20 protein-coding genes and 1 other RNA gene are annotated in these 20,868 nt (G+C 64.5%); 9 read left to right on the plus strand and 12 right to left on the minus strand.

The window, feature by feature from the left end:
- Window positions 1-463 precede the first annotated feature (463 nt).
- A complete protein-coding gene (locus U3648_RS09335) occupies window positions 464-865 on the plus strand; it encodes an MAPEG family protein (protein WP_420858967.1) in 402 nt (133 codons plus the stop codon).
- A 59-nt stretch (window positions 866-924) separates the two neighbouring features.
- Here U3648_RS09335 and rpmG read toward each other — a convergent pair whose 3' ends face one another.
- The 6 genes from rpmG to gatC all read right to left on the minus strand — a co-directional run bounded on the left by rpmG (window position 925) and on the right by gatC (window position 4,853).
- Window positions 925-1,092: a 50S ribosomal protein L33 gene (gene rpmG, locus U3648_RS09340; protein ID WP_058315632.1), complete on the minus strand. Its 168-nt coding sequence runs from the start codon at window positions 1,090-1,092 to the stop codon at window positions 925-927.
- 131 nt (window positions 1,093-1,223) lie between these two features.
- Window positions 1,224-1,623, minus strand: an RNA gene (gene rnpB, locus U3648_RS09345) — RNase P RNA component class A.
- A 12-nt stretch (window positions 1,624-1,635) separates the two neighbouring features.
- Entirely contained in the window at window positions 1,636-2,271 is a 636-nt protein-coding gene (locus U3648_RS09350) for an N-acetylmuramoyl-L-alanine amidase (protein ID WP_420858968.1), read from the minus strand.
- A gap of 59 nt (window positions 2,272-2,330) precedes the next feature.
- Entirely contained in the window at window positions 2,331-3,047 is a 717-nt protein-coding gene (locus tag U3648_RS09355) for a hypothetical protein (protein WP_420858969.1), read from the minus strand.
- A 37-nt stretch (window positions 3,048-3,084) separates the two neighbouring features.
- Window positions 3,085-4,560: an Asp-tRNA(Asn)/Glu-tRNA(Gln) amidotransferase subunit GatA gene (gene gatA, locus U3648_RS09360; protein ID WP_420858970.1), complete on the minus strand. Its 1,476-nt coding sequence runs from the start codon at window positions 4,558-4,560 to the stop codon at window positions 3,085-3,087.
- Between the two features lie 5 nt (window positions 4,561-4,565).
- Entirely contained in the window at window positions 4,566-4,853 is a 288-nt protein-coding gene (gene gatC, locus U3648_RS09365; protein ID WP_129679553.1) for an Asp-tRNA(Asn)/Glu-tRNA(Gln) amidotransferase subunit GatC, read from the minus strand.
- Between the two features lie 157 nt (window positions 4,854-5,010).
- On the opposite strand from gatC, the gene U3648_RS09370 reads away from it, so the two are divergent.
- Complete coding sequence (locus tag U3648_RS09370; protein WP_420858971.1) at window positions 5,011-6,873, plus strand: glycosyltransferase; 1,863 nt, start codon at window positions 5,011-5,013, stop codon at window positions 6,871-6,873.
- A 72-nt stretch (window positions 6,874-6,945) separates the two neighbouring features.
- Here the strand turns inward: U3648_RS09370 and U3648_RS09375 are convergent, their stop codons facing one another.
- Window positions 6,946-7,599, minus strand: coding sequence for a GntR family transcriptional regulator (locus tag U3648_RS09375; protein ID WP_420858972.1), 654 nt, complete (start codon window positions 7,597-7,599; stop codon window positions 6,946-6,948).
- 186 nt (window positions 7,600-7,785) lie between these two features.
- On the opposite strand from U3648_RS09375, the gene U3648_RS09380 reads away from it, so the two are divergent.
- Both U3648_RS09380 and U3648_RS09385 read left to right on the plus strand, forming a co-directional pair.
- Window positions 7,786-8,430: a pyrimidine 5'-nucleotidase gene (locus U3648_RS09380; RefSeq protein WP_420858973.1), complete on the plus strand. Its 645-nt coding sequence runs from the start codon at window positions 7,786-7,788 to the stop codon at window positions 8,428-8,430.
- Between the two features lie 42 nt (window positions 8,431-8,472).
- Window positions 8,473-9,675: a UbiH/UbiF family hydroxylase gene (locus tag U3648_RS09385; RefSeq protein ID WP_420858974.1), complete on the plus strand. Its 1,203-nt coding sequence runs from the start codon at window positions 8,473-8,475 to the stop codon at window positions 9,673-9,675.
- 61 nt (window positions 9,676-9,736) lie between these two features.
- On the opposite strand, the gene U3648_RS09390 is transcribed toward U3648_RS09385, so the two are convergent.
- Window positions 9,737-10,627 (minus strand): lysophospholipid acyltransferase family protein, encoded by an 891-nt coding sequence (locus U3648_RS09390; RefSeq protein ID WP_420858975.1) that lies wholly within the window; start codon window positions 10,625-10,627, stop codon window positions 9,737-9,739.
- Window positions 10,628-10,783: 156 nt separating this feature from the next.
- Between U3648_RS09390 and U3648_RS09395 the strand changes: the two genes are divergently transcribed.
- A complete protein-coding gene (locus U3648_RS09395) occupies window positions 10,784-11,713 on the plus strand; it encodes a bile acid:sodium symporter family protein (RefSeq protein WP_420858976.1) in 930 nt (309 codons plus the stop codon).
- On the opposite strand, the gene U3648_RS09400 is transcribed toward U3648_RS09395, so the two are convergent.
- Entirely contained in the window at window positions 11,710-12,774 is a 1,065-nt protein-coding gene (locus U3648_RS09400; RefSeq protein ID WP_420858977.1) for an ABC transporter ATP-binding protein, read from the minus strand. The two genes, U3648_RS09395 and U3648_RS09400, sit on opposite strands and share 4 nt — an antisense overlap.
- A complete protein-coding gene (locus U3648_RS09405; RefSeq protein WP_420858978.1) occupies window positions 12,768-13,811 on the minus strand; it encodes a substrate-binding domain-containing protein in 1,044 nt (347 codons plus the stop codon). The genes U3648_RS09400 and U3648_RS09405 overlap by 7 nt, the downstream gene beginning before the upstream one ends.
- A 157-nt stretch (window positions 13,812-13,968) precedes the next feature.
- Here U3648_RS09405 and U3648_RS09410 point away from each other — a divergent pair, with 157 nt between their 5' ends.
- From U3648_RS09410 to malG, 4 genes are all read left to right on the plus strand, one after another.
- The gene (locus U3648_RS09410) at window positions 13,969-15,597 is read left to right on the plus strand and encodes an alpha-amylase family glycosyl hydrolase (protein WP_420858979.1); all 1,629 of its coding nucleotides are present in this window, start codon (window positions 13,969-13,971) and stop codon (window positions 15,595-15,597) included.
- A gap of 52 nt (window positions 15,598-15,649) precedes the next feature.
- A complete protein-coding gene (gene malE / locus U3648_RS09415) occupies window positions 15,650-16,819 on the plus strand; it encodes a maltose/maltodextrin ABC transporter substrate-binding protein MalE (protein ID WP_420858980.1) in 1,170 nt (389 codons plus the stop codon).
- Between the two features lie 66 nt (window positions 16,820-16,885).
- On the plus strand, window positions 16,886-18,427 hold the full coding sequence (malF, locus tag U3648_RS09420) for a maltose ABC transporter permease MalF (RefSeq protein ID WP_420858981.1): 1,542 nt from the start codon (window positions 16,886-16,888) through the stop codon (window positions 18,425-18,427).
- A 3-nt stretch (window positions 18,428-18,430) separates the two neighbouring features.
- Window positions 18,431-19,321, plus strand: coding sequence for a maltose ABC transporter permease MalG (gene malG / locus U3648_RS09425; RefSeq protein WP_420858982.1), 891 nt, complete (start codon window positions 18,431-18,433; stop codon window positions 19,319-19,321).
- Between the two features lie 5 nt (window positions 19,322-19,326).
- Here malG and U3648_RS09430 read toward each other — a convergent pair whose 3' ends face one another.
- Together U3648_RS09430 and U3648_RS09435 are read right to left on the minus strand one after the other, a co-directional pair.
- On the minus strand, window positions 19,327-19,596 hold the full coding sequence (locus U3648_RS09430) for a DksA/TraR family C4-type zinc finger protein (protein ID WP_420858983.1): 270 nt from the start codon (window positions 19,594-19,596) through the stop codon (window positions 19,327-19,329).
- Window positions 19,596-20,729 carry an aminotransferase class V-fold PLP-dependent enzyme gene (locus U3648_RS09435; protein WP_420858984.1) on the minus strand — a complete coding sequence of 378 codons (1,134 nt, stop codon included), beginning with the start codon at window positions 20,727-20,729 and terminating at the stop codon, window positions 19,596-19,598. Before U3648_RS09435 ends, U3648_RS09430 begins: the two co-directional genes overlap by 1 nt.
- Window positions 20,730-20,868 lie beyond the last annotated feature (139 nt).

Below are 20,868 nucleotides of genomic sequence, written 5' to 3' on the forward strand. Positions count from 1 at the left end.
CCCGCAGGCAATTCGCAGGATGTCTAAATTGCAATCGTCACGACGATGGTTCTGTTTGCAATAGATACGGCGACTATGGTTCGCGTTATAGCGACACGAGCATCTGGAACCGCTATGGGGGTTTCGGCTCGCGTTATGAAGATAACAGCCCATGGAACCGTTATGGTGAGGGCTTGATTATTGTTGATCCTAACGGAAACTTTTACGGGCACTTTTCTTTGAACAGGTATGCCCGGCATGGACAATCCAGGGTTCCATTAGTCCAGTCCCTTTTGCAGCTATACGAAGAGGGGGTTGAGCTAGACGAGATTAGAGACCTTCTTTGCGAATGACGACTGATCTGCAATGTCCCAAAGGGCCAGAGGGGCAGAGCCCCTGAAACGTAAGGTGGGTTTCAACCCACCATCCCCTGACGCAGCGTCGCCGCTTGTCAGAGGGACGACCGTGGCGCACGCTCGGCCCCATGATCGAACACCTCGCCCTCCCCGTGACCCTGACCGCCGCCGTGATCAACGGGGCGCTGTTCCAGCTCTTGACGTGGCGTGTGGTGCGGGGCCGCAGGCGGCACAAGATTGTTCTGGGCGACGGCGACGACCGGGCCATGGCCAAGGCGATCCGGGGGCAAGCCAATGCCGCCGAACAGATGCCCATTGCCCTGATCCTGCTTGGCCTAGCCGAAATGAACGGGGCCGCCCCCGGCCTTTTGTGGGGGCTGGCGGGGCTGTTCACGCTGGGGCGGATGTCCCACGGCGCCTATTTCGCGATTCACGGGCTGCACTGGCGGCTGCGTTTCTGGGGGATGCTGGCGACGCTTCTAGCACAGGCGGGGCTGATCCTGACCGGCGCGGCGCTGCTGATCTTCTAACACGAAAAAGGCCGCGCCCTGCGGCGCGGCCCTGATCCGTTACCGGGATCGGCGCGATCTTACTTGATCTTGCCTTCCTTGTATTCAACGTGCTTGCGCACCACCGGGTCGTATTTCTTGACGACCATCTTTTCGGTCATGGTGCGGGCGTTCTTCTTGGTGACGTAGAAATGCCCGGTCCCCGCGGTGGAGTTCAGGCGGATCTTGATGGTGGTCGGCTTCGCCATGTCTCATCTCTCCTGATCGCGGGCCCGTCGCGGGCACATCGCGTAAATCTCGTATGAAGCCCGCCTTTTACCGGGGCGCGGGGCGGAGTCAACCACGAAACCCGGCCTTGGGGATAAAATTGCCGGGTGATCTGCGCGGATGGCCTGTAAGCCGGATTTTGTTCCCCGGGTTGCCCCGGTTCGATGGCCATTCGTCTGAACGGCGTGTTGCCACGCCGCCTCTGGCTGCCAACCCGGGCCTCTCGGGTCAGGCGTCCCTGCCGGGATATCGGTTGCCCGATCACACCGGCGCGAGGCCCCTATTTGGCATTGCTCCGGGTGGGGCTTGCCGTGCCGCTCTGGTTGCCCATCGCGCGGTGGGCTCTTACCCCACCGTTTCACCCTTACCCCGGTCAAACCGGGGCGGTCTGTTCTCTGTGGCGCTTTCCCTGGGGTTGCCCCCGCCGGGCGTTACCCGGCACCCTTGCCGTTTTGGAGTCCGGACTTTCCTCGACCGGGCTTGCACCCCGCCGCGGCCATCCGGCCATCCGCGCGGCCCGACTGCTAGGCGCTTGTCCGGTCCACGTCAACGGGAAAGCGGGTGGCCATGTCGCGGGCCAGCGCCAGATCGGTCAGGTCGCACGGGCCTGCAGCGGCCGGACGCGCGCGCAGGCGAAAGGCCGCAAGCCGCACCTCGGCCGGGACATCGGCCGTGTATCCGGCCCGCACCAGCGCGGCGTCCGTGGCCGTGGCAAGGTCCTCGGGCGGGGCGTCGACAGCGACAGCCTCGGGCAGCACCGCCAGCCCCTGCCGCGCCAGCCTGCGCCAGTCGAACCGCGCGCCCGGGTCGATCTTGCGGCCCGGCGCGCAATCGGAATGGCCGATCACCCGCCCGGCCGGCACCGGCCAGCGGGCCATGATCCCGCGCAAGAGATCCTCAAGCGCGTCCATCTGCGGCGCGGCAAAGGGGGTGGCGCCGGTGTTGGACAGCTCGATCCCGATCGACCGGGAATTGATGTCCGTCACCGCGCCCCATGCCCCCGCGCCCGCGTGCCACGCGCGGTCAGCCTCGGTCACCAGCTGGGTTACATCCCCCTGTGGTGAAATCAGGTAATGGGCGGAGACCTCAGCCTCGGGCGAACACAGCGCCCGTTCCGCGGCGGCGCAGTCGGCCATCGCGGTGTAGTGGATCACGACCATGTCCGGTGTGGCCCCGTCGCGCCGGGGCCCGAAGTTCGGGCTATCGACCCTGCGCAGGGTCAGTTCCCGGCCTCTTGCTGGGCCGCGCGCACGGCGGCGCGGAAGGGTTCCGGGTCCCAGCCGCAGGCAAAACCGTCACCATCCGGGTCAATGCCCCTCGGGTCACGTTCCGGACCGCCCCGCGACAGGAAATCGCGCTGTGCCTCGTCGGGAGACGCGTATTTGGCGCAGTTCCGCTGGAACCGGCCCTGTCCCGACATGATAAAGCGGGAATACCATTCCTGCCCCTTCGCATTCGGCGCGTTCAATGCGTATTCGACAATATTCGGGCCCGCGTCCCCGTGCCGGGTCGGCACCGCGCCGGGATCGACGATCTGGTATTGATCGGCCATGCGGCTCAGGCGTTCGGCATCGGATTCGATGCTTTCACGGCCCGCAACCGCGTCGAAATCCTGTTCGTCGGAAATGCCGGAGTTGTTGATGACCGTGGGCGCCGCATTGGTGGGCGAAGCGTCGATGCCCTGCGTCCGGCCTGTTGCGGCGGCAACTTCGTCGATCTGCGCGCCGATCCCGGCGCTGGCAAGGTCGGACGACGGGATCGCCCCTTCGGACACGGTAGGTGCGGCAGGCAGGGCGCCCCGGCCTTCGGCGGCGGCGCGCTCCAGCTCGTAGGCAGTGTAATCGTCAAACCCCACGCCGCGCCCGCTGTCGGGCACTGCCGTGTCACAGGCGGCCAGCGCAAGCGCGGCTGCCCCCATCATCAAGAACTTCTTCACCGGTCTTCCCTACCTCGGGTCTGTCTGACCTTTGCCTTTACCACCACTTCTGCGGTTTGGCTACAAAGCCGGCGGCGCCTTCCAGCGCATAGGCGATGTTCAGCAAATCGGCCTCTTCCCACGGACGGCCAATCAATTGCAGGCCCAGCGGAAGCCCCTTGGCATCCAGCCCGGTCGGCACGCTGATCCCGGGCAAACCGGCAAGGTTCACCGTGACGGTGAACACGTCGTTCAGGTACATCTCGACCGGATCGGCGTGGGTCGTGCCCAGCGCGAAGGCCGCCGAGGGGGTAGCCGGGGTCAGGATTGCATCCACGCCTTCGGCAAAGACCGTTTCGAAATCCTGCTTGATCAGGGTGCGGACCCGGCGAGCGCGGTTGTAATAGGCGTCATAGAACCCGGCGGACAGCACGTAGGTGCCGACCATAACCCGGCGCTGGACCTCTGGCCCGAACCCTTCGGCGCGGGTCTTTTCGTACATTTCAGTGATGCCGTCGCCCTGCGCCAGCTTGGCGCGGTGGCCAAAGCGGACCCCGTCATAGCGGGCAAGGTTGCTGGACGCCTCGGCCGGGGCGATCACGTAATAGGCGGGCAGCGCGTATTTCGTGTGCGGCAGGCTGATATCGACCAGCTTGGCACCGGCGTCCTTCAGCATCTCGGCCCCATCGGCCCAGAGCTTTTCAATCTCGGCGGGCATCCCGTCCATCCGGTATTCCTTGGGGATACCGATGGTCTTGCCCTTGATGTCACCGGTCAGCGCGGCTTCGAAATCCGGCACGGCCAGATCGGCGCTGGTGCTGTCCTTCGGGTCATGGCCGCACATGGCCTGCAGCATGATCGCCGCATCGCGCACGTCCTTGGTCATCGGGCCGGCCTGATCCAGGGACGAGGCAAAGGCGACGATACCCCAACGGGAACAGCGGCCATAGGTCGGCTTGATCCCGGTGATGCCGGTAAAGGCGGCAGGCTGGCGGATCGACCCGCCGGTGTCGGTTCCGGTCGCGCCAAGGCACAGGTCGGCGGCCACGGCGGCGGCGGACCCGCCCGACGACCCGCCGGGGGTCAGGGCCACGTCGTCCACCTTCCACGGGTTCACCGCATTGCCATAGCAGGAGGTCTCGTTCGACGAGCCCATGGCGAATTCATCCATGTTCAGCTTGCCCAGCATGACCGCGCCATTGGCGAAAAGCTGGCTACTGACGGTCGATTCATACTCGGGCTTGAAGCCCTCCAGAATGCGGCTTGCCGCCTGGCTGGCGACGCCCTTGGTGCAGAACAGATCCTTGATGCCAAGGGGGATGCCGTTCAGCGACGGAGCATCAACACCCTTACGGGCATCCGCCGCGCGGGCCTGCTCCAGCGCGATCTCGGGGGTCTTGTGCACGAAGGCGCCCAGCGCATCCGCGGCGTCGATGGCCGACAGGCAGGCTTCGGTCAGTTCGACACTCGTCACGTCACCCTTGCGCATCGCGTCGCGGGCTTCGGAAATCTTCAGTTTGGTCAGGTCGGACATGGGGCTCACTCCACCACTTTCGGCACGGCAAAAAACCCTTCGCGGGCATCGGGGGCATTGGCCAGAACGGCGGCCTGCTGATTGCCGTCGGTCACAACATCGTCGCGCCGCTTGAGCCGCTGCGGCGTCACACTGGTCATCGGCTCCACGCCGTCCACGTCCACCTCGTTCAATTGCTCGATAAAACCAAGGATCGCACTGAATTCCTGCGCCAGCGCCGGTAGGCGATCCTCTTCCACCTTGATCCGGGCCAGCTTGGCCACCCGGCGGGCGGTTTCGATGTCGATGGACATGGGGGCATCCCTTACGTGTCGATTTCGTCGTTCCGCCCGCGTTTAACGCGCAGGACGGGGCGGAGCAAGAGAGCGCGGGCGCACGGCCCGTCTTAACCGCCCGTTAACCAAGCTTGCGCAAACCTTGCCGCCGGGACAGGTGAAAGGGCGCGGCTGGATGCTGCATCTTCTGACAACGATCGGTGACCGGAAGGACGCCACCAAAGGGCCGCAGCCCCGGACAGCGCTTGGCCGTGCGGTGTTGCGCCAGGGTGTCAGTTCCGCGCGCAAGATCGCGGATGCTGAACGGGACGCTGTCCGGCGCGACGCGCGGCTGGCCGATGCGTTCCGGCTGGGCCTTTATATCCCGGCCGCCACCATCGCCGCGGCCGAGGCCGAGGTCGCCGGAGCGGGGGTCATCGACCCCGTCGAGACCCCGCCGGATCCGCGCCTCCCGCGGCAGTTGTCGCCCGAGATTTGCCAGGCCGCCCGCGTTCTGCCCTGGCGGCGGATCGGGGGGCAGGCCGTCCTGTTGACCAGCCAGCCGGATCTGCTCGACCGGTATGGCGACCTGTTGCAACAGACATTCGGCACCTTCCGCTTTGCCGTCACGACGGACGAAGGGTTAGACGCGGCCCTGGAACGGCTTGCCAGCGGCCTGCTGATCAACCGGGCCGAAGCCCTGGTTCCCAGCCCCGAAAGCTGCCGGACATGGAACCCGGGACGCGCCACGCTCTGGACGGTATCCGTTCTGGCCGCCTGTGTTGCGTTCTGGCTGGTCGCACCGGGGGTTGCAGTGGCGGCGCTCTACGGTTGGGCGATCCTGACGCTTGTCCTTCACATGGGCCTAAAGCTGGCCGCGCTCGCCGTCATGCGCCGGGACCGGCGCGATGAGGCCTCCGCCGCCGCCGAACCGCTTCGTCTGCCGATCGTGACGGTACTTGTCCCGCTATTCAAAGAGGAAGACATCGCGGGCCATCTGGTGGCGCGGCTGGCGAAACTGGACTACCCGCGTGAACTTCTCGATATTTGCCTGCTGTTGGAAGAAGACGACCAGACCACCCGCAGCGTGCTGCGCGAAACGAACCTGCCGCGCTGGATGCGGTCCATCGTGGTCCCGCCCGGCACGCTGAAAACGAAACCGCGCGCGCTGAACTACGGGCTGGGCTTTGCACGCGGGTCGATCATCGGTGTCTACGACGCCGAAGACGCCCCCGCCCCCGACCAGATCCGGCGGGTCGTTGCCCGATTTGCCCAACGCGACCGGTCGGTCGCCTGCCTGCAGGGGGTGCTGGATTTCTACAACGCCGGGACGAATTGGCTGTCGCGCTGTTTCGCGCTGGAATACGCCACATGGTTCCGCATCGTCCTACCCGGGCTTGAACGGTTGGGGCTGGTGATCCCGCTGGGCGGCACCACCCTGTTCTTCCGGCGCGATGTGCTCGAGGAATTGGGCGGCTGGGACGCGCATAACGTGACCGAGGACGCCGATCTTGGCATCCGGCTGGCGCGGCACGGCTACCGGACCGAGTTGATCCAGACCGTCACCGGGGAAGAGGCGAACTGCCGCGCCTGGCCCTGGGTCAAACAGCGGTCACGCTGGCTCAAGGGCTATGCCGTGACCTATGCGGTCCACATGCGCAGCCCAAGGCAGCTTTGGCGCGATCTTGGGGCGTGGCGGTTCTTCGGGGTGCAACTGCTGTTCCTGGGCACGCTCACACAATTCGCGCTGGCCCCGGTGCTCTGGTCGTTCTGGCTGTTGCCCTTGGGGTTCGGTCACCCGCTTTTGGGGCTGATCCCTGGCTGGGCCTTTGTCGTGCTGGGGTCGGTGTTCCTGATGGCCGAGGTGCTGAACATCGCAACGGCGGCAACGGCCGTCACGCGGGCGGACAAGCCGTGGCTGATCAAATGGGCGCCCACCCTGCATTTCTATTTCCCGCTGGCCGCGCTGGCTGCCTGGAAAGGGCTGGGCGAATTGCTATGGAAACCCTTTTACTGGGACAAGACCAGTCACGGGATATTTCCCGGCAAGGCGCCCTGATGGCCCCCTCTTCTTTGGGTCAATAAATATCCCGGGGGAGGCCGCAGGCCGGGGGCAGAGCCCCCTTCCCAGCTATCCCTTGCGCTCAACCTCTGCCGCATCCAGCTTCAGCCGGGTCACGAAGGCCTTCGAGATATGGGCCCGCAGCGCCTTGTCGGCGGCATCGCCGTCCCCTGCCTCGATCGCGGAAACAATGGATTCATGTTCGGCCAGCGCATCCTCGCCCCGGCCCTCCGCCGCCAGCGATGTGGTGGCCAGAAGCGCCATCGACCGATGCACAAGGTCCAATTGCTGGACAAGGAACCGGTTGTGGCTGGCAAGGTGGATCTGCTTGTGGAACCGCTTGTTCGCGCGGCTCAGCGCCGAAGGATCGCCCAGAAGCGCCCGGTCCGCTTCCAGCATGTCCCGCAAGACGCGGACCTCTTCGGGTGTGGCGTGGGACGCGGCAAGGCGGGCCGCCAGCCCTTCCAACTCGCCCCGGACCACGTAAAGCTCGGCCATCTGGGTATGGTCCAGCGAGGCCACAATCAGCGACCGCCCATCGCGGGTCAGGAGGCTCTGGGTCTCAAGCCGCTGCAGCGCCTCGCGGATCGGGGTGCGGGACACGCCAAAGCGGTCGGCAAGATCGCTTTCCACCAGCCGGTCGCCCGGCTTGTAGACATGGCTGTCGATCGCTTCGAGGATCAGCGCATAGGCGTCCTTTTGCGTGGGCTTCGGGTCTTGCATGACGTCCCTTCCTACAGGTCGCGGGATGTTGCCCCGAAGGGGCGCGGCGATCAAGCGGCGATGTTGCGGCGAAACGTCAGGGGGCGTGGGTCAAGACCCACCTTACTCTGGGGGGGGCGCCGCCCGGCCCCTTCCGATGTCGTAAGGTGGGTTTCAACCCACCACGCCCGACGCTATCACTTGCGCATGGTTGCCGCGTCCTTCTCTCATGTCCGCGTCTGGGTCTTCGACCTCGACAATACGCTCTATCACCCCTCCGCCCGGCTGTTCGATCAGATCTCGGCGAAAATGTCGGTCTGGATCCAGCGCGAATTGCGGGTGGACGAGGCCCATGCCGATCGCCTGCGCGCCGATTACTGGGCGCGCTACGGCACCACCCTGTCGGGGCTGATGAATGAACACGGGGTGGACCCGGTGCCCTTTCTGGAAGAGGTTCATGACATCGACTTTTCCGGCCTGCCCGCCGATCCCGACCTAGCGGCCCGGATCACGGACCTGCCGGGTCGCAAAGTCGTTTTCACCAATGGCGACAGGCCCTATGCGCAAAAGGTTCTGCGCGCCCGTGGGCTCGAGGGGATTTTCGGTGCGGTCTACGGCATCGAACACGCCAACTACCGCCCGAAACCCGAACAGGCCGCGTTCGAAGCGGTCTTTGCCCTTGATGGGCTGTCCCCGGTCGAAGCAGCGATGTTCGAAGACGACATCCGCAACCTCGCCGTTCCCCACGCACTGGGAATGCGGACCGTTCATGTCGGCCCCGATCCCCTGCCCGCGCCGCATATCCACCACCACACAGCCGACCTGTCGGATTTTCTGTCGCAGCTGGTCTGACGGGCCTTTCGGCCGTCCCCGCGCGGGCGTAACCTGCGCCACATGACACGCATCGACACCGATATCCTGATTTCCGGCGGCGGGGTTGCCGGGCTGACCGCCGCAGCGGCCTTTGGCACAGCCGGGTTCCGGGTGATCTGCGTTGACCCCGCCCCGCCCGTCACAGCCGCCGATGCCGAGGGCGCGGACCTGCGCACCACCGCCTTTTTGCAGCCGTCGCGCGATTTTCTGGACCGCGCGGGCCTCTGGGACCGGCTGGCGCCCCATGCCATGCCGCTGGAAACCATGCGCATCGTCGATGCGGGCGGCGCGGAACCCACCCCGCGCGTCACCCGCGATTTCGTGGCCGAGGAAATCTCGGACCTGCCCTTTGGCTGGAACCTGCCCAATTGGCTGTTGCGCCGGGAAATGGCGGCGCGGCTGGCGGAATTGGACACCGTAGATTTCCGCCCCGGCACCGGGTTCAAATCCGTCCTGACCCGCACCGGAGAGGCGATTGCCACCCTGACCGACGGCACGCAAGTCCGCGCCCGGCTGCTGATCGGGGCGGATGGACGCGCCTCGCCCGTGCGGCAGGCCGTGGGCATCGGGGTGAAGACCCTGCGCTACGGTCAAAAGGCCGTGGTCTTTGCCGTCACCCATGAAGCACCGCACGGCAATGTCTCGACCGAGGTGCACCGCAGCGGCGGCCCCTTCACGCTTGTGCCCCTGCCCGATCACGGCGGGCGGCCCTGTTCTGCCGTCGTGTGGATGGATCACGGGGCCGAGGCACTGCGCCTAACCGCCCTGCCCGAGGCTGACTTCAACGCCGCCGCCACCGAACGGTCCGCCGGGGTTTACGGCCCGCTGACGCTGGCCTCGCCCCGTCAGGTCTGGCCGATCATCGGGCAGATCGCCGACCGGATGGTGGCCGAACGGGTCGCGCTGGTGGCCGAGGCCGCCCATGTGGTGCCGCCCATCGGGGCGCAGGGGCTGAATATGTCGCTGGCCGATATGATCTGCCTGCTGGACCTTGCCACGGCCCGGCCCGAAGGCTTGGGCGACGCGCAGATGCTGGCCGCCTATGACCGACGCAGGCATCCGGAGGTGGTTTTGCGCGTGCGCGGTGTCGATGCGCTGAACCGGGCCTCTATCGCCGGAAGCCCCCTACTGCGCGACCTGCGGGCCAAGGGGATCGAGGCGCTTTACGGCGCGGCGCCGATCCGCAAGACGCTGATGCAGATGGGGCTCGGGGCGCGAGGCTAGGAGCGTTCTTGTCCCCGCCGGGACACGTGCGGCCAGGCACACGCCTGCCCACCCGGGCGGCCTACACACGCCAGCCAACTGGCACATAGAGCCCCGGAACCAGCCCCTCTGCCGCGGCTTTCAGAACATCGGGCGCTGTCCCCGGCGGCAGGGGTGGGCCATAGTGGACGTCGTAGGTGCCCCCCAGCTTGGCGATCAATTCGGACCCGTAGCGCAGGGTCGCAACCCTATGGCCCACCTCTTCGTTGCCACCGCTCAGCACCTTTGCCAGCGTCCGGGTCCGGTAGAAATGCCGCGAATTGCGCATATCGGCCGAGGCCGGGACGATCAGCGCCCCTGCCTTTTCGGACACATGGGTCACCCCGGTGCGCCACGGACGTTCGACCAGAAGGCCGCCCTTTTGCCCCGGCACCCGGCCCGAGCCAAAAACCAAAAGCGCCCCGCCCGCCTGCAAATGCGCCAGCATCCCGGCCCGGGTCTGCCGCGCGGTCAGCACCTTGTCGCGCTTGTCGAAATCCACGGCAACGATACGGTCGGGGCCCAGAAACCGCTCTGCCTCGCGGCCCGCGACGACCTTCAGGTCAGGGCGATGATCCAGAAGGGCGGCGGCATGGGCGATGAAATCGAATGTGCCGATGGGATGGGTGGAGCCGATGACGACCGGTCCGGCGGTTGGCACATGTGACAGCCCATGCGGCCGGACGGTCGTGCCGCCCTTCATCTCCAGCAGGGCGCGGATCAGCGCGTCGCCAGTGCGGCCATCCAGCTCGGTCAATATCTCGGCGGTTTCGCGAAGGGCAAAGAACGGCTGCCCGGTCAGGCCCCGCGACAGACTATCCACCCCCTGCAACAGGCGGCGCAGCGCGGTGATCCGCCAATCGTTCGGGTCGGCCATCCGCAACCGGGCCTGAAGCAATTCGTTGATCGGGTGTGTCTTCCGCTCGCCTGCCACGCCTGCCCTTTCGTCGGGGTTTTCCTTATGGGCCAAAGCTATCACTGGCGAAGACGCCCGCCTATCGCTTTTGCGCGGAAATCCTTGGAGTTTTGGCAAAGCTGTATCACAGTTGCCCCTGCAGACGCTGGCCCGATCACAAGAAAAGGAACGCCAATGGACCCCACCACCCAAGCCATTGACGAGGTTGTCCTGAACTTTTCGCCGACCAGCCTGACGATCCTGAACGCGGTGCTGGCCATCGTCATGTTCTCCATTGCGCTGGAGCTGAAACCGGCGGATTTCAAACGGATTCTGCAAACGCCAAAGGCGCTGGTGACCGGGCTTGTGTCGCAATTCCTGCTTTTGCCCGCGCTAACGCTGCTTCTGGTCATGGCGACTGCGCCCCGGCCCTCTATTGCGCTGGGGATGATACTCGTGGCCGCCTGCCCGGGCGGGAACATTTCGAACTTCATCACCCATCGGGCGGGCGGGAACGCGGCGCTATCGGTGTCGATGACCGCCTTTTCAACCGTCAGCGCCATCGTGATGACCCCGCTGAACATCGCCTTCTGGGGGAGCCTTTATGCACCGACGCGGGCGATCCTGCGGGAAACCTCGATCGATCCGATGTCGGTGGCGATCACCGTGGGGCTGATGCTGGTGCTGCCGCTGTGTATCGGAATGGCGGTAAACGTGCGACGGCCCGACCTGTCGGCCCGGCTGCGGCGGCCCATGCAATATGTGTCGATGGGGATCTTCATCGCCTTCGTCGCCCTGTCGCTGGCCGCCAATTGGGCGCTGTTCCTGCAATACGCGGGCGTGGTCGCGGCGCTGGTGCTGGCGCACAACGGGCTTGCGCTGGCCACGGGCTATACCGCGGCAACCGTCGCGGGGCTGTCCTCTTTCGACCGGCGCGCGATCACCATCGAAACCGGCATTCAGAATTCCGGCCTTGGGCTGATCCTGATCTTCGGCTTCTTCGGGGGGCTGGGGGGCATGGCCGTTGTCGCAGCCTTCTGGGGCATCTGGCACATCCTGTCCGGGATCGGGCTTGCAGCGGTCATGGCGCGCAGACCCGCTGCGCGCCCCACGGCCCCGGCCTAGGCCGAAAGCGCCTCGCCGGTGGTGCTGTCGAAATAGCACAACCGCCCCGGATCAAGGTCCAGACCCACCTGATCGGCGACCTGGAAATGCCAGGGCAGCCGCGCGGTCAACGTGGTTTGACCCAGCCGGAACGACAGATAGGTATCCGACCCCGTGTTTTCCGACATGGTCGGGGCCACGGTCAGGGCGGACCCGGCGGTAAAGGTTTCGGGGCGGATGCCCAGCGTGACCCGGCCAGCCTTGCGCGCGGCTTCGGGCAGGGGTAGCCCGGCGATGCTATGGCTGTCATCCAGCCTGAGCGTATCGCCGCCCACCACCTCGGCCGGAAGCAGGTTCATCGGCGGGGAGCCCATGAAATCCGCGACAAAGGTATTCGCCGGGCGATGATAGATATCTTCGGGCGTGCCGATCTGCTGCACGATCCCGTCTTTCAGCACCACGATCTTGGTCGAAAGCGTCATCGCCTCGATCTGGTCGTGGGTGACATAAACGATTGACGCGCCTGTGGTCTGGTGCAGGCGCTTGATCTCGGCCCGCATTTCGACCCGCAGTTTGGCGTCAAGGTTGGACAGCGGTTCGTCGAACAGGAACAGGGCCGGATCGCGGACAAGGGCACGGCCCATGGCGACCCGTTGCCGCTGGCCGCCCGACAGCTGGCTGGGCTTGCGGTCCAGCAGGTGATCGATCTGCAAGAGCTTGGCCACCTCATCCACCTTGGCATCCATGTCGGCCCTGGCGATCTTGCGGATCTTCATGCCAAAGCCGATGTTTTCGCGCACCGACATGGTCGGGTAAAGCGCGTAACTTTGGAATACCATGGCGATGTCGCGGTCACGCGGCGGCAGTTCAGTCACGTCGTGGCCATTGATGTGCAACTGCCCGCCGGTGGTTTCCTCCAGCCCGGCGATGCAGTTCAGCAAGGTGGATTTCCCGCAACCCGACGGGCCAACAAGGACAAGGAACTCTCCTTTTCCCATGCTGACGGAAATATCCTTCAGCACGTTGACCGGGCCATAGGATTTGAACAGGTGATCCACGGACAGGGCTGTGTCGGTTACCATGGGGTCTCTCCTTCGGTGGGAACGGGCCCGGTGGAATTCCGGGCGATCAGGTCGACAGGGGCAAGGGTTTGCAGGGTATTGGCCGGGGCACCTTTCAGCAGCGCCTCCATCTTGGCCGCCAGCGGCTTGCAGGCGTCGCGCAGCGGCGACCGGGTAACGGTCAGCGCCGGTTCAAAATTGACGGCGCGCATCTGCGGCACCGCATCGTCATGGGCGATGACCGACAGGTCACCGGGAATGGACAGGCCAACATCCTGCGCGGCGCGGTACAGCCCCGCTGCAACCGGGGTCGAGACGCAGAAAATCGCGGTCGGGCGCGGCCCGAACCGCCCCGACAGCAGGGCAAGCCCCTTGGTATAGCCGTGGTCCTCGTTCGCTGGTCCGTATTGCACCGCGAACTCCGGCACGGTCAGCCCGGCGCGGTCCATCGCGTCGCGATAGCCCGCTTCGCGGTCCTGGGCATAGCTGCGGCCTGCCTGACCGTTCAGCAATGCAATCCGCCGGTGCCCAAGGTTCAAAAGCAGGTCGACAGAGTCCCGCGCCAGCCCCCGGTTGTCGATATCGTAATAGGCATAATCATGCCCGGCTGCCCGGCCATGGACCACGAAAGGCACATCGCGCTCTTGCAGGAACCGGATCCTCGGGTCATCCTCCTCGGGCGCGTTCAGGATAAACCCGTCAAGGATGTTCTTGTCCAACAGCCGCTTGTAGGGTTCCAGCAGATCGTCCGACGACGAAGCATGAAACACCAGATCCATGTCGCGCTGCGCCAATTGGTCGGACAGGCCGAACATGATTTCGTGCAACGTCGGATCCGCCTGCGACGAGCCATCGGGCTTGAGGACCAGCCCGATCATGCCGGACCGCCCCGACACGAGCTTTTTGGCTAGGGGGTTCGGGCGATATCCCAAACGCTCCGCCGCCTCTTCGACAGTCGCGCGGGTTCGGGCCCCCACTTCGGGGAACCCGTTCAAAGCACGGCTGACCGTCGCAGGCGACAGCCCCAGCTCTTTCGCGATGTCCTTTAGCGTCGTCATGGAAGCTATATAAAACGTTTTGATCTCAGATTTCACCTGTTTTTTTGACCATTCCAAAACTTTTGCACTGCACCGCAATGCATTATTTAAAACGTTTTGAAATTTGAGGAGACACTGCTAAAAGCATTGGGAATCAAATTGGGAGGAGGAGAGGCCAATGTCCGATTGGTGGCGCGGCGCGATTGTCTATCAGATCTACCCCCGGTCCTATCAGGACACGGACGGGGACGGTCTGGGCGACCTGAAGGGAATCATCTCCCGGCTCGATCATGTCGCCTCGCTGGGCGTCGATGCGATCTGGCTCAGCCCCATCGCCACCTCGCCGATGAAGGACATGGGTTATGATGTGTCGAACTATACCGACATCGACCCGCTGTTCGGCACGGTTTCCGATTTCGACGCGCTGGTGGACAAGGCGCATGGCCTTGGGCTGAAGGTGATCCTTGATCAGGTGCTGTCGCACACCTCGGACAAGCACCCGTGGTTCGGTGAAAGCCGCGCCAGCCGAACCAACGACCGGGCCGATTGGTATGTCTGGGCCGATCCGAAACCCGATGGCACCCCGCCCAACAACTGGCTGTCCGTCTTCGGCGGCCCCGCCTGGGAATGGGAACCCCGGCGCAAGCAGTATTACCTGCACAATTTCCTGAACGAACAGCCCGACCTGAACATGCACAATCCCGATGTGCAGGACGCGATCCTTGACGTGATGCGGTTCTGGCTGGACCGGGGCGTGGACGGCTTCCGGCTGGACACCGTCAACTACTACTTCCACGACGCCGCGCTGCGCGACAACCCCGCCAACCCGGATGCGGCCAAGAACCCGCCGCGCGAAACCTATGGCTGGCAGCTTTACAACCGGTCCAAGAACCAGCCCGAAAACATCGCCTTCCTGCAACGGATGCGGGCCCTGACCGACAGCTATGACGCCCGGATGATGGTGGGCGAGGTCGGCGACGGCGGCGAATCCGGCATGAAGATCATGGGCGAATACACCCGTGGCACCGACCGGCTGCACATGTGCTATAACTTCGAAATGCTCTCGCCCGGGTTTTCGGCAAAGCATTTCCGGGGCGCGATCGAGGCCTATAAGGCGGCGGCCCCCGATGGCTGGCCTTCGTGGAGCTTTTCCAACCATGACGTGCCGCGGCATGTGACCCGCTGGGCCGAACATTCCGCCGATCACGACGCGCTGGCCCGGCAGTCGGTCGCGCTTCTGATGGCCTTCGAAGGGACCATCGGGATCTACCAGGGCGAAGAGCTGGGCCTGCCCGAGGCCGAACTGGAATATTCCGAACTGACCGACCCGCCCGGCCTGCGCTTCTGGCCCGAGGTGAAGGGCCGCGACGGTTGCCGGACCCCAATGGTCTGGGATGACGGTGCGCATGGCGGGTTTTCCACCGGCACGCCCTGGCTGCCGGTCAAACCGCCGCATCTGGCCCGCACGGTCGTCGCGCAAGAGGCCGCAAACGACAGCGTACTACACGCCTATCGCGACACCATCGCCTTCCGGAAATCCGCCCCTGCCCTGCACAGCGGCAAGACCGAATTTCTGAACCTGCCGGAACCGGTGCTCGCCTTTCGGCGGGTTGCGAAGGGACAAGCCCTGACCTGCCTGTTCAACCTGTCGGCCACGCCCGTCACGCTGAAGATCACCGGCACGGCCACCCCCGTGGGGCCGTCGCAGGATGTCACCATCGCCGGGGGGCAATTGTCCCTTGGCGCCAATGGCTTTGCCTATCTCGATGGGGCGGGGATCACCCTCGCCGCCGCATCGAATGGCTGAAGTGCAGACCGCGGGCAGCCGCCCGCAGCTTAACAACCCTGGGAGAGAGACCATGAAACCCGCAACCAAGACCTTTGCAGCCGCCGCGCTGCTGATGACCACGGCCCTTCCGGCCGCCGCATTCGAAGATGGCGTGATCACCATCTGGATGGGTGGCGACAAGGGCAACGAGAACCTCGCGCTTGCCGCCGAGGCGTTCACCGCCGACCTTGGCATCGAAGTGAAGGTCGAAGTCGTCGACCCGCTGACCGAGAAGTTCCAGCAAGCCGCAGCCACCGGTGACGGCCCCGATATCGTGCTTTGGGCGCATGACCGCTTTGGCGAATGGGCCGCTGGTGGCCTGATTTCCCCGGTCACCCCCTCGGCCGGCGTCGTTGACGGCATCCTGCCGACCGCATGGGACGCGGTGACCTCGGGCGGGAATGTCTGGGGCTACCCGGTGTCGGTCGAAGCCATCGGCCTTGTCTACAACACCGACCTGATCGACACACCCCCGGCGTCCTTTGAAGAGATCGCCGCGCTGGACCTGCCCGAAGGTGTGGCCCCGATCCTTTGGGACTACAACAACACCTATTTCACCATGCCGATGCTGATGGCCAATGGCGGCTTCGCCTTCCAGAAGGTCGATGGCGTCTATGACGGCTCCACCACCGGCGTGAACAACGAAGGCGCGATGATCGGCGGCAATGTCCTGCGGTCACTGTTCGACAACGGCGTTCTGCCCGAGGGCGTGGATTATGGCGTCATGGACGGCGCAATGGCCAATGGCGAGGTCGCCATGGTGATCAACGGTCCGTGGTCGTGGTCCGGCTACGAAGGCGCTGGCCGCAACATCGCCGTGGCCCCGATCCCGACCGTCAACGGTCAGGTCTCCCCGGCCTTCCTTGGCGTCTATTCCGCCGCCGTCAACGCCGCCTCGCCGAACCAGGATCTGGCGGTTGAACTGCTGGAAAACTATATCCTGACCGACGAAGGCCTGGCCACCTGGAACGCGGGTGGCAACCTTGGCGCGCTGGCCGACATCTCTGCCGGTTCGGCACAGGCCGACCCCAAGGTCGCCGCGACGCTGGCCAACGCTGCCGTCGGCGTGCCGATGCCGTCCAACCCCGAAATGGGCGCCTTCTGGAGCGCGATGGGTCCGGCACTGGGCAACATCACCTCGGGTGCGGCCTCGGTCGAAGACGCGCTGAACGACGCCGCTGCCCGAATCCTCGGCGAATAAGCCGCGCGGCACGATCAAACGGGCGGGCCAGCGCGGCCCGCCCCTTTCCCGAAGACGGATGGTTCCATGTCCCAGATTGATAGCGCACAGCCGCCTGCCCGGCCGTTTTCCATAGGCACACTGGCCTATATGGCCGCCGTGGGCCTGCTCACATTGGTCCTGCTCTACGCCGCATGGACGGTCTACATGATCGGCCAGCCGCTGTTCGGCGTGGTTCTGACGCTGGTTGCACTGGGTTTGTTCTTCATCTTCGGGTTCCGGCGCTATTACTTCGCGCGGTTCATCTTTCCCGGCATCGCCACGATGGCCCTGTTCGTGGTCTTTCCCATCCTCTACACGATCTACCTTGGGTTCACCAACTACGGGTCGTTCAACCTGCTGACGTTTGAGCGGGCGCAAGAGGTGATCCTGTCGCGCAAGACGGTTGATCCCACCACCGCGCAACCTTTCGCCGTCGCCCCCGATGGCGACGCCTACCGCATCTATTTCGGCGATGACACTGGCGGCTTCCTGTCCAATCCGGTCGCGCTTGACGGCACGCCAGCCAGCGTCGCCGCATCGTCTGTGTCCGCGCCGCCTGCCGACCTTCTGGAACGTCGGGCGGCGGTGCAACTGCGGACCGGGCTGGCCGAGGTCGAGGTGATCCTTCCCGATGGAACGCCGCTGCGCAACGCGGGCCTGCGCGAGTTCGCCAGCGTCACCCCGGAATACACCTTGCAAGAGGACGGATCGCTGCTGCAGGTCGCAACCGGCGCCATCCTGACTGCCGACCACGACACCGGCTTTTACGTCACTGACGCGGGCGAAACCGTGCCGCCGGGCTGGCGCACGAACATCGGCTTCGCCAACTTCGAACGTATCCTCACCTCGGAAGGGATCCGGGCCCCGATGGCGCGCATCTTTATCTGGACGGTGGTTTTCGCCGTGGCCTCGGTCGTGCTGACCTTTGCGATCGGGCTGACGCTGGCGGTGATCCTGCAATGGGAACACATGCGGTTCAAAGCCGCCTACCGGATCCTTCTCATCCTGCCCTACGCGGTGCCGGGCTTTATCTCGATCCTCGTGTTCAAGGGGTTGTTCAACCAGAACTTCGGCGAGATCAACATGATCCTCGAAGCGCTGTTCGGCCTGCGACCGGACTGGAACACCGACGGGACGCTGGCGCGGATCATGATCCTGACCGTGAATACATGGCTGGGCTATCCCTACATGATGCTTCTGGCCATGGGGTTCCTGCAATCGGTCCCGGCAGAACAGAAAAAGGCCGCCTATCTGGAAGGGGCCGGGCCGGTGCGGGTATTCTTCACCATCACCCTGCCGCAGATCCTGCCGCCCTTCCTGCCGCTTCTGCTGGCCTCCTTCGCGTTCAACTTCAACAACCTTGTGCTGGTGCTTCTGCTGACGCGGGGCGGGCCGGATATTCCCGGCACGATCATCCCGGCGGGCGAAACCGATATCCTGGGGTCTTTCACCTACCGGATTGCCTTTATCGACAGCGGCACCCAATTCGGTCTGGCCGGGGCGATCACGCTTCTGATCTTCCTGCTCGTCTCGCTGATCGCCTACGCCAACTTCGTGGCCATGCGCCGCGCCACAGCAAAGGTCTGACCCATGATCGTCGAACACAAAGGCACGCTGCGCACCCGCAAGATCCTCGCCCATGGGTTCATGCTGTTCTTCCTCGCGCTGGTCATGTTCCCCTTCCTCGTGGTGATCTCCATCTCGTTCCGCGAAGGCAACTTCACCGTGGGGGAACTGATCCCGCGCAACCCGACGCTGGAACATTGGTATCTGGCCTTCGGGTTGGACTATACCCGCGCCGATGGGACAGTGGTCGAACCGCCCTACCCCGTCCTGTTGTGGATGTGGAATTCGGTCAAGGTGGCGCTGATCGCGGCCTTCGGGGTTCTCGGGGTCTCGACCATCTCGGCCTATGCCTTCAGCCGGATCCGGTTCCGGGGGCGGGCCGCACTTCTGGACAGCCTGTTCATCGTCCAGATGTTCCCGACCACGCTGGCGCTGATCGCCCTGTTCGCAATCTTCGACAGCATGGGTGACATATCCCCGATCATCGGGATCGACAGCCATTGGTCGCTGGTTCTGGTCTACCTCTCCGGGGTGATGATGCACATCTGGACGATCAAGGGGTATTTCGACTCGATCGACCCGGCGCTGGACAAGGCGGCGGCAATCGACGGGGCCACGCCCTGGCAAAGTTTCCGCATGATCTTCCTGCCACTGGCCGTGCCGATCATGGCGGTGGTCTTCGTTCTGGTCTTCATCGGGGTGATCAATGACTACCCGCTCGCCTCGATCCTGATCCGGTCCGAAGACAAGATGACGCTGGCTGTCGGATCGCGGCTGTATCTGAACGAATTCAAATACCTCTGGGGTGATTTCGCAGCGGCGGCGATCCTGTCGGGGGTGCCGATTACCGTGGTCTTCCTCATTGCCCAGAAATACCTCGTTTCAGGGCTAAGCGACGGCTCGGTGAAAGGCTGACCTCCCTACTTTAGCTGGCTGTCCTTCGATCCGCGGCGGTTGATCCCGCCGCGGATCTTTTTCTGTCTGTCCCGCTCTTGCTGACACTCCACGCACAGCTTCACACCGGGGATCGCCACCCGGCGCTTCTCGGGGATCTCCTCGTCGCATTCGGCGCAATGGGTCAGGCTGTCGCCCACCGGCGCGGGCCGGGCCTGCATCCGTTTCAGCTCGTCCTCGATCGAGGCTTCGATCTGTTCGGACACAGCGCCATCCCTGGCCCAGCCGCCCGCCATCAGATCACCTGATCGACGACCGCTCGCAGCCGGGCAAGGGTGCCGTCCACATCATAAAGCTTGTCCAGACCGAACAACCCAAGGCGGAAAGTGCGGAAATCTTCCGGCTCGTCACAGGCCAGCGGCACGCCAGCGGCAATCTGCATCCCCAGCGCGGCGAACTTCTTGCCGTTCTGGATGTCGGGATCGTCGGTATAGCTGACCACCACGCCCGGCGCGCCGAACCCATCGGCCGCGACCGACCGGACGCCCTTGTCCGCCAGCATCGCGCGCACGCCATCGCCCAGCGCCCATTGCGCCGCGCGCAGCTTCTCGAACCCGTAGTCGCGGGTTTCCTGCATGGTGTCCCGGAAGGCGCGCAGACTGTCGGTGGGCATGGTCGCGTGATAGGCATGGCCGCCGTTTTCATAGGCTTCCATGATCGAATGCCATTTCTTCAGATCAATGGCGAAGCTGTTCGACGTGGTCTCGACCATCCGGACCTTGGCCCGCTCCGACATCATCACCAGACCCGCAGACGGGGTTGCCGACCAGCCCTTTTGCGGGGCCGAGATCAGAACATCGACCCCGGTCGCCTTCATATCGACCCAGGCGCAACCGGACGCGATGCAATCCAGCACCATCAGCGCGCCCACCTCATGCGCGGCGGCGGCCAGCGCGGTCACGTAAGGCTCGGGCAGGATGATCCCGGCGCTGGTTTCCACATGGGGGGCAAAAACCACATCCGGCTTGGCGTCACGAATGGCCTGCGTGACCTCGTCAATCGGGGCCGGGGCAAAAGGCGCGCGGCCGTCGTTGCCGGTCTGGCGGGCCTTGAACACTGTCGTTTCGCGGGTGAATTGGCCAGCGTCGAAAATCTGGCTCCAGCGGAAGGAAAACCACCCGTTGCGGACGATCATCGCGTGCGCCCCATTGCCGAACTGGCGGGCGACCGCCTCCATCCCGTAGGTGCCGCCACCGGGGACGATCGCCACATGATCGGCCTTGTAGACCTCTTTCAGCATGGCGTTGATATCCAGCATCACCTGCTGAAAGGCCTTGCTCATATGGTTCAGGGACCGGTCGGTGAAGACGACCGAAAACTCCATCAGGCCATCGGGATCAACAGGGGGGCGGACGGTTTCTTTGGACATGAGACTTCTCCTCTTTGATCGAGTGCTAGCGGGAACGCACCGCAAGAGCAAAGGGGAAGTGTCAGATGTGCGCTTTCGCGGGAGAAACCCGATTCCAGAACGCTAGCGTTCTAGAGTTTTAGAAGAGACACTTCATCAT

The organism is Marivivens marinus (genome assembly GCF_035969385.1).
Classification (GTDB): Bacteria; Pseudomonadota; Alphaproteobacteria; order Rhodobacterales; family Rhodobacteraceae; genus SELP01.

Bases quoted from the DNA above. Each gene is read 5' to 3' on its own strand.
- U3648_RS09380 (WP_420858973.1), top strand. From the start codon at position 7,786: ATGGTTGCCGCGTCCTTCTCTCATGTCCGCGTCTGGGTCTTCGACCTC.
- malF (WP_420858981.1), top strand. From the start codon at position 16,886: ATGTCCCAGATTGATAGCGCACAGCCGCCTGCCCGGCCGTTTTCCATA.
- U3648_RS09400 (WP_420858977.1), bottom strand. From the start codon at position 12,774: ATGGTAACCGACACAGCCCTGTCCGTGGATCACCTGTTCAAATCCTAT.
- U3648_RS09435 (WP_420858984.1), bottom strand. From the start codon at position 20,729: ATGTCCAAAGAAACCGTCCGCCCCCCTGTTGATCCCGATGGCCTGATG.
- gatA (WP_420858970.1), bottom strand. From the start codon at position 4,560: ATGTCCGACCTGACCAAACTGAAGATTTCCGAAGCCCGCGACGCGATG.
- U3648_RS09430 (WP_420858983.1), bottom strand. From the start codon at position 19,596: ATGGCGGGCGGCTGGGCCAGGGATGGCGCTGTGTCCGAACAGATCGAA.
- malE (WP_420858980.1), top strand. From the start codon at position 15,650: ATGAAACCCGCAACCAAGACCTTTGCAGCCGCCGCGCTGCTGATGACC.
- U3648_RS09370 (WP_420858971.1), top strand. From the start codon at position 5,011: ATGCTGCATCTTCTGACAACGATCGGTGACCGGAAGGACGCCACCAAA.
- U3648_RS09405 (WP_420858978.1), bottom strand. From the start codon at position 13,811: ATGACGACGCTAAAGGACATCGCGAAAGAGCTGGGGCTGTCGCCTGCG.
- U3648_RS09385 (WP_420858974.1), top strand. From the start codon at position 8,473: ATGACACGCATCGACACCGATATCCTGATTTCCGGCGGCGGGGTTGCC.
- U3648_RS09350 (WP_420858968.1), bottom strand. From the start codon at position 2,271: ATGGTCGTGATCCACTACACCGCGATGGCCGACTGCGCCGCCGCGGAA.
- malG (WP_420858982.1), top strand. From the start codon at position 18,431: ATGATCGTCGAACACAAAGGCACGCTGCGCACCCGCAAGATCCTCGCC.
- U3648_RS09375 (WP_420858972.1), bottom strand. From the start codon at position 7,599: ATGCAAGACCCGAAGCCCACGCAAAAGGACGCCTATGCGCTGATCCTC.
- U3648_RS09335 (WP_420858967.1), top strand. From the start codon at position 464: ATGATCGAACACCTCGCCCTCCCCGTGACCCTGACCGCCGCCGTGATC.
- rpmG (WP_058315632.1), bottom strand. From the start codon at position 1,092: ATGGCGAAGCCGACCACCATCAAGATCCGCCTGAACTCCACCGCGGGG.
- U3648_RS09410 (WP_420858979.1), top strand. From the start codon at position 13,969: ATGTCCGATTGGTGGCGCGGCGCGATTGTCTATCAGATCTACCCCCGG.
- U3648_RS09395 (WP_420858976.1), top strand. From the start codon at position 10,784: ATGGACCCCACCACCCAAGCCATTGACGAGGTTGTCCTGAACTTTTCG.
- gatC (WP_129679553.1), bottom strand. From the start codon at position 4,853: ATGTCCATCGACATCGAAACCGCCCGCCGGGTGGCCAAGCTGGCCCGG.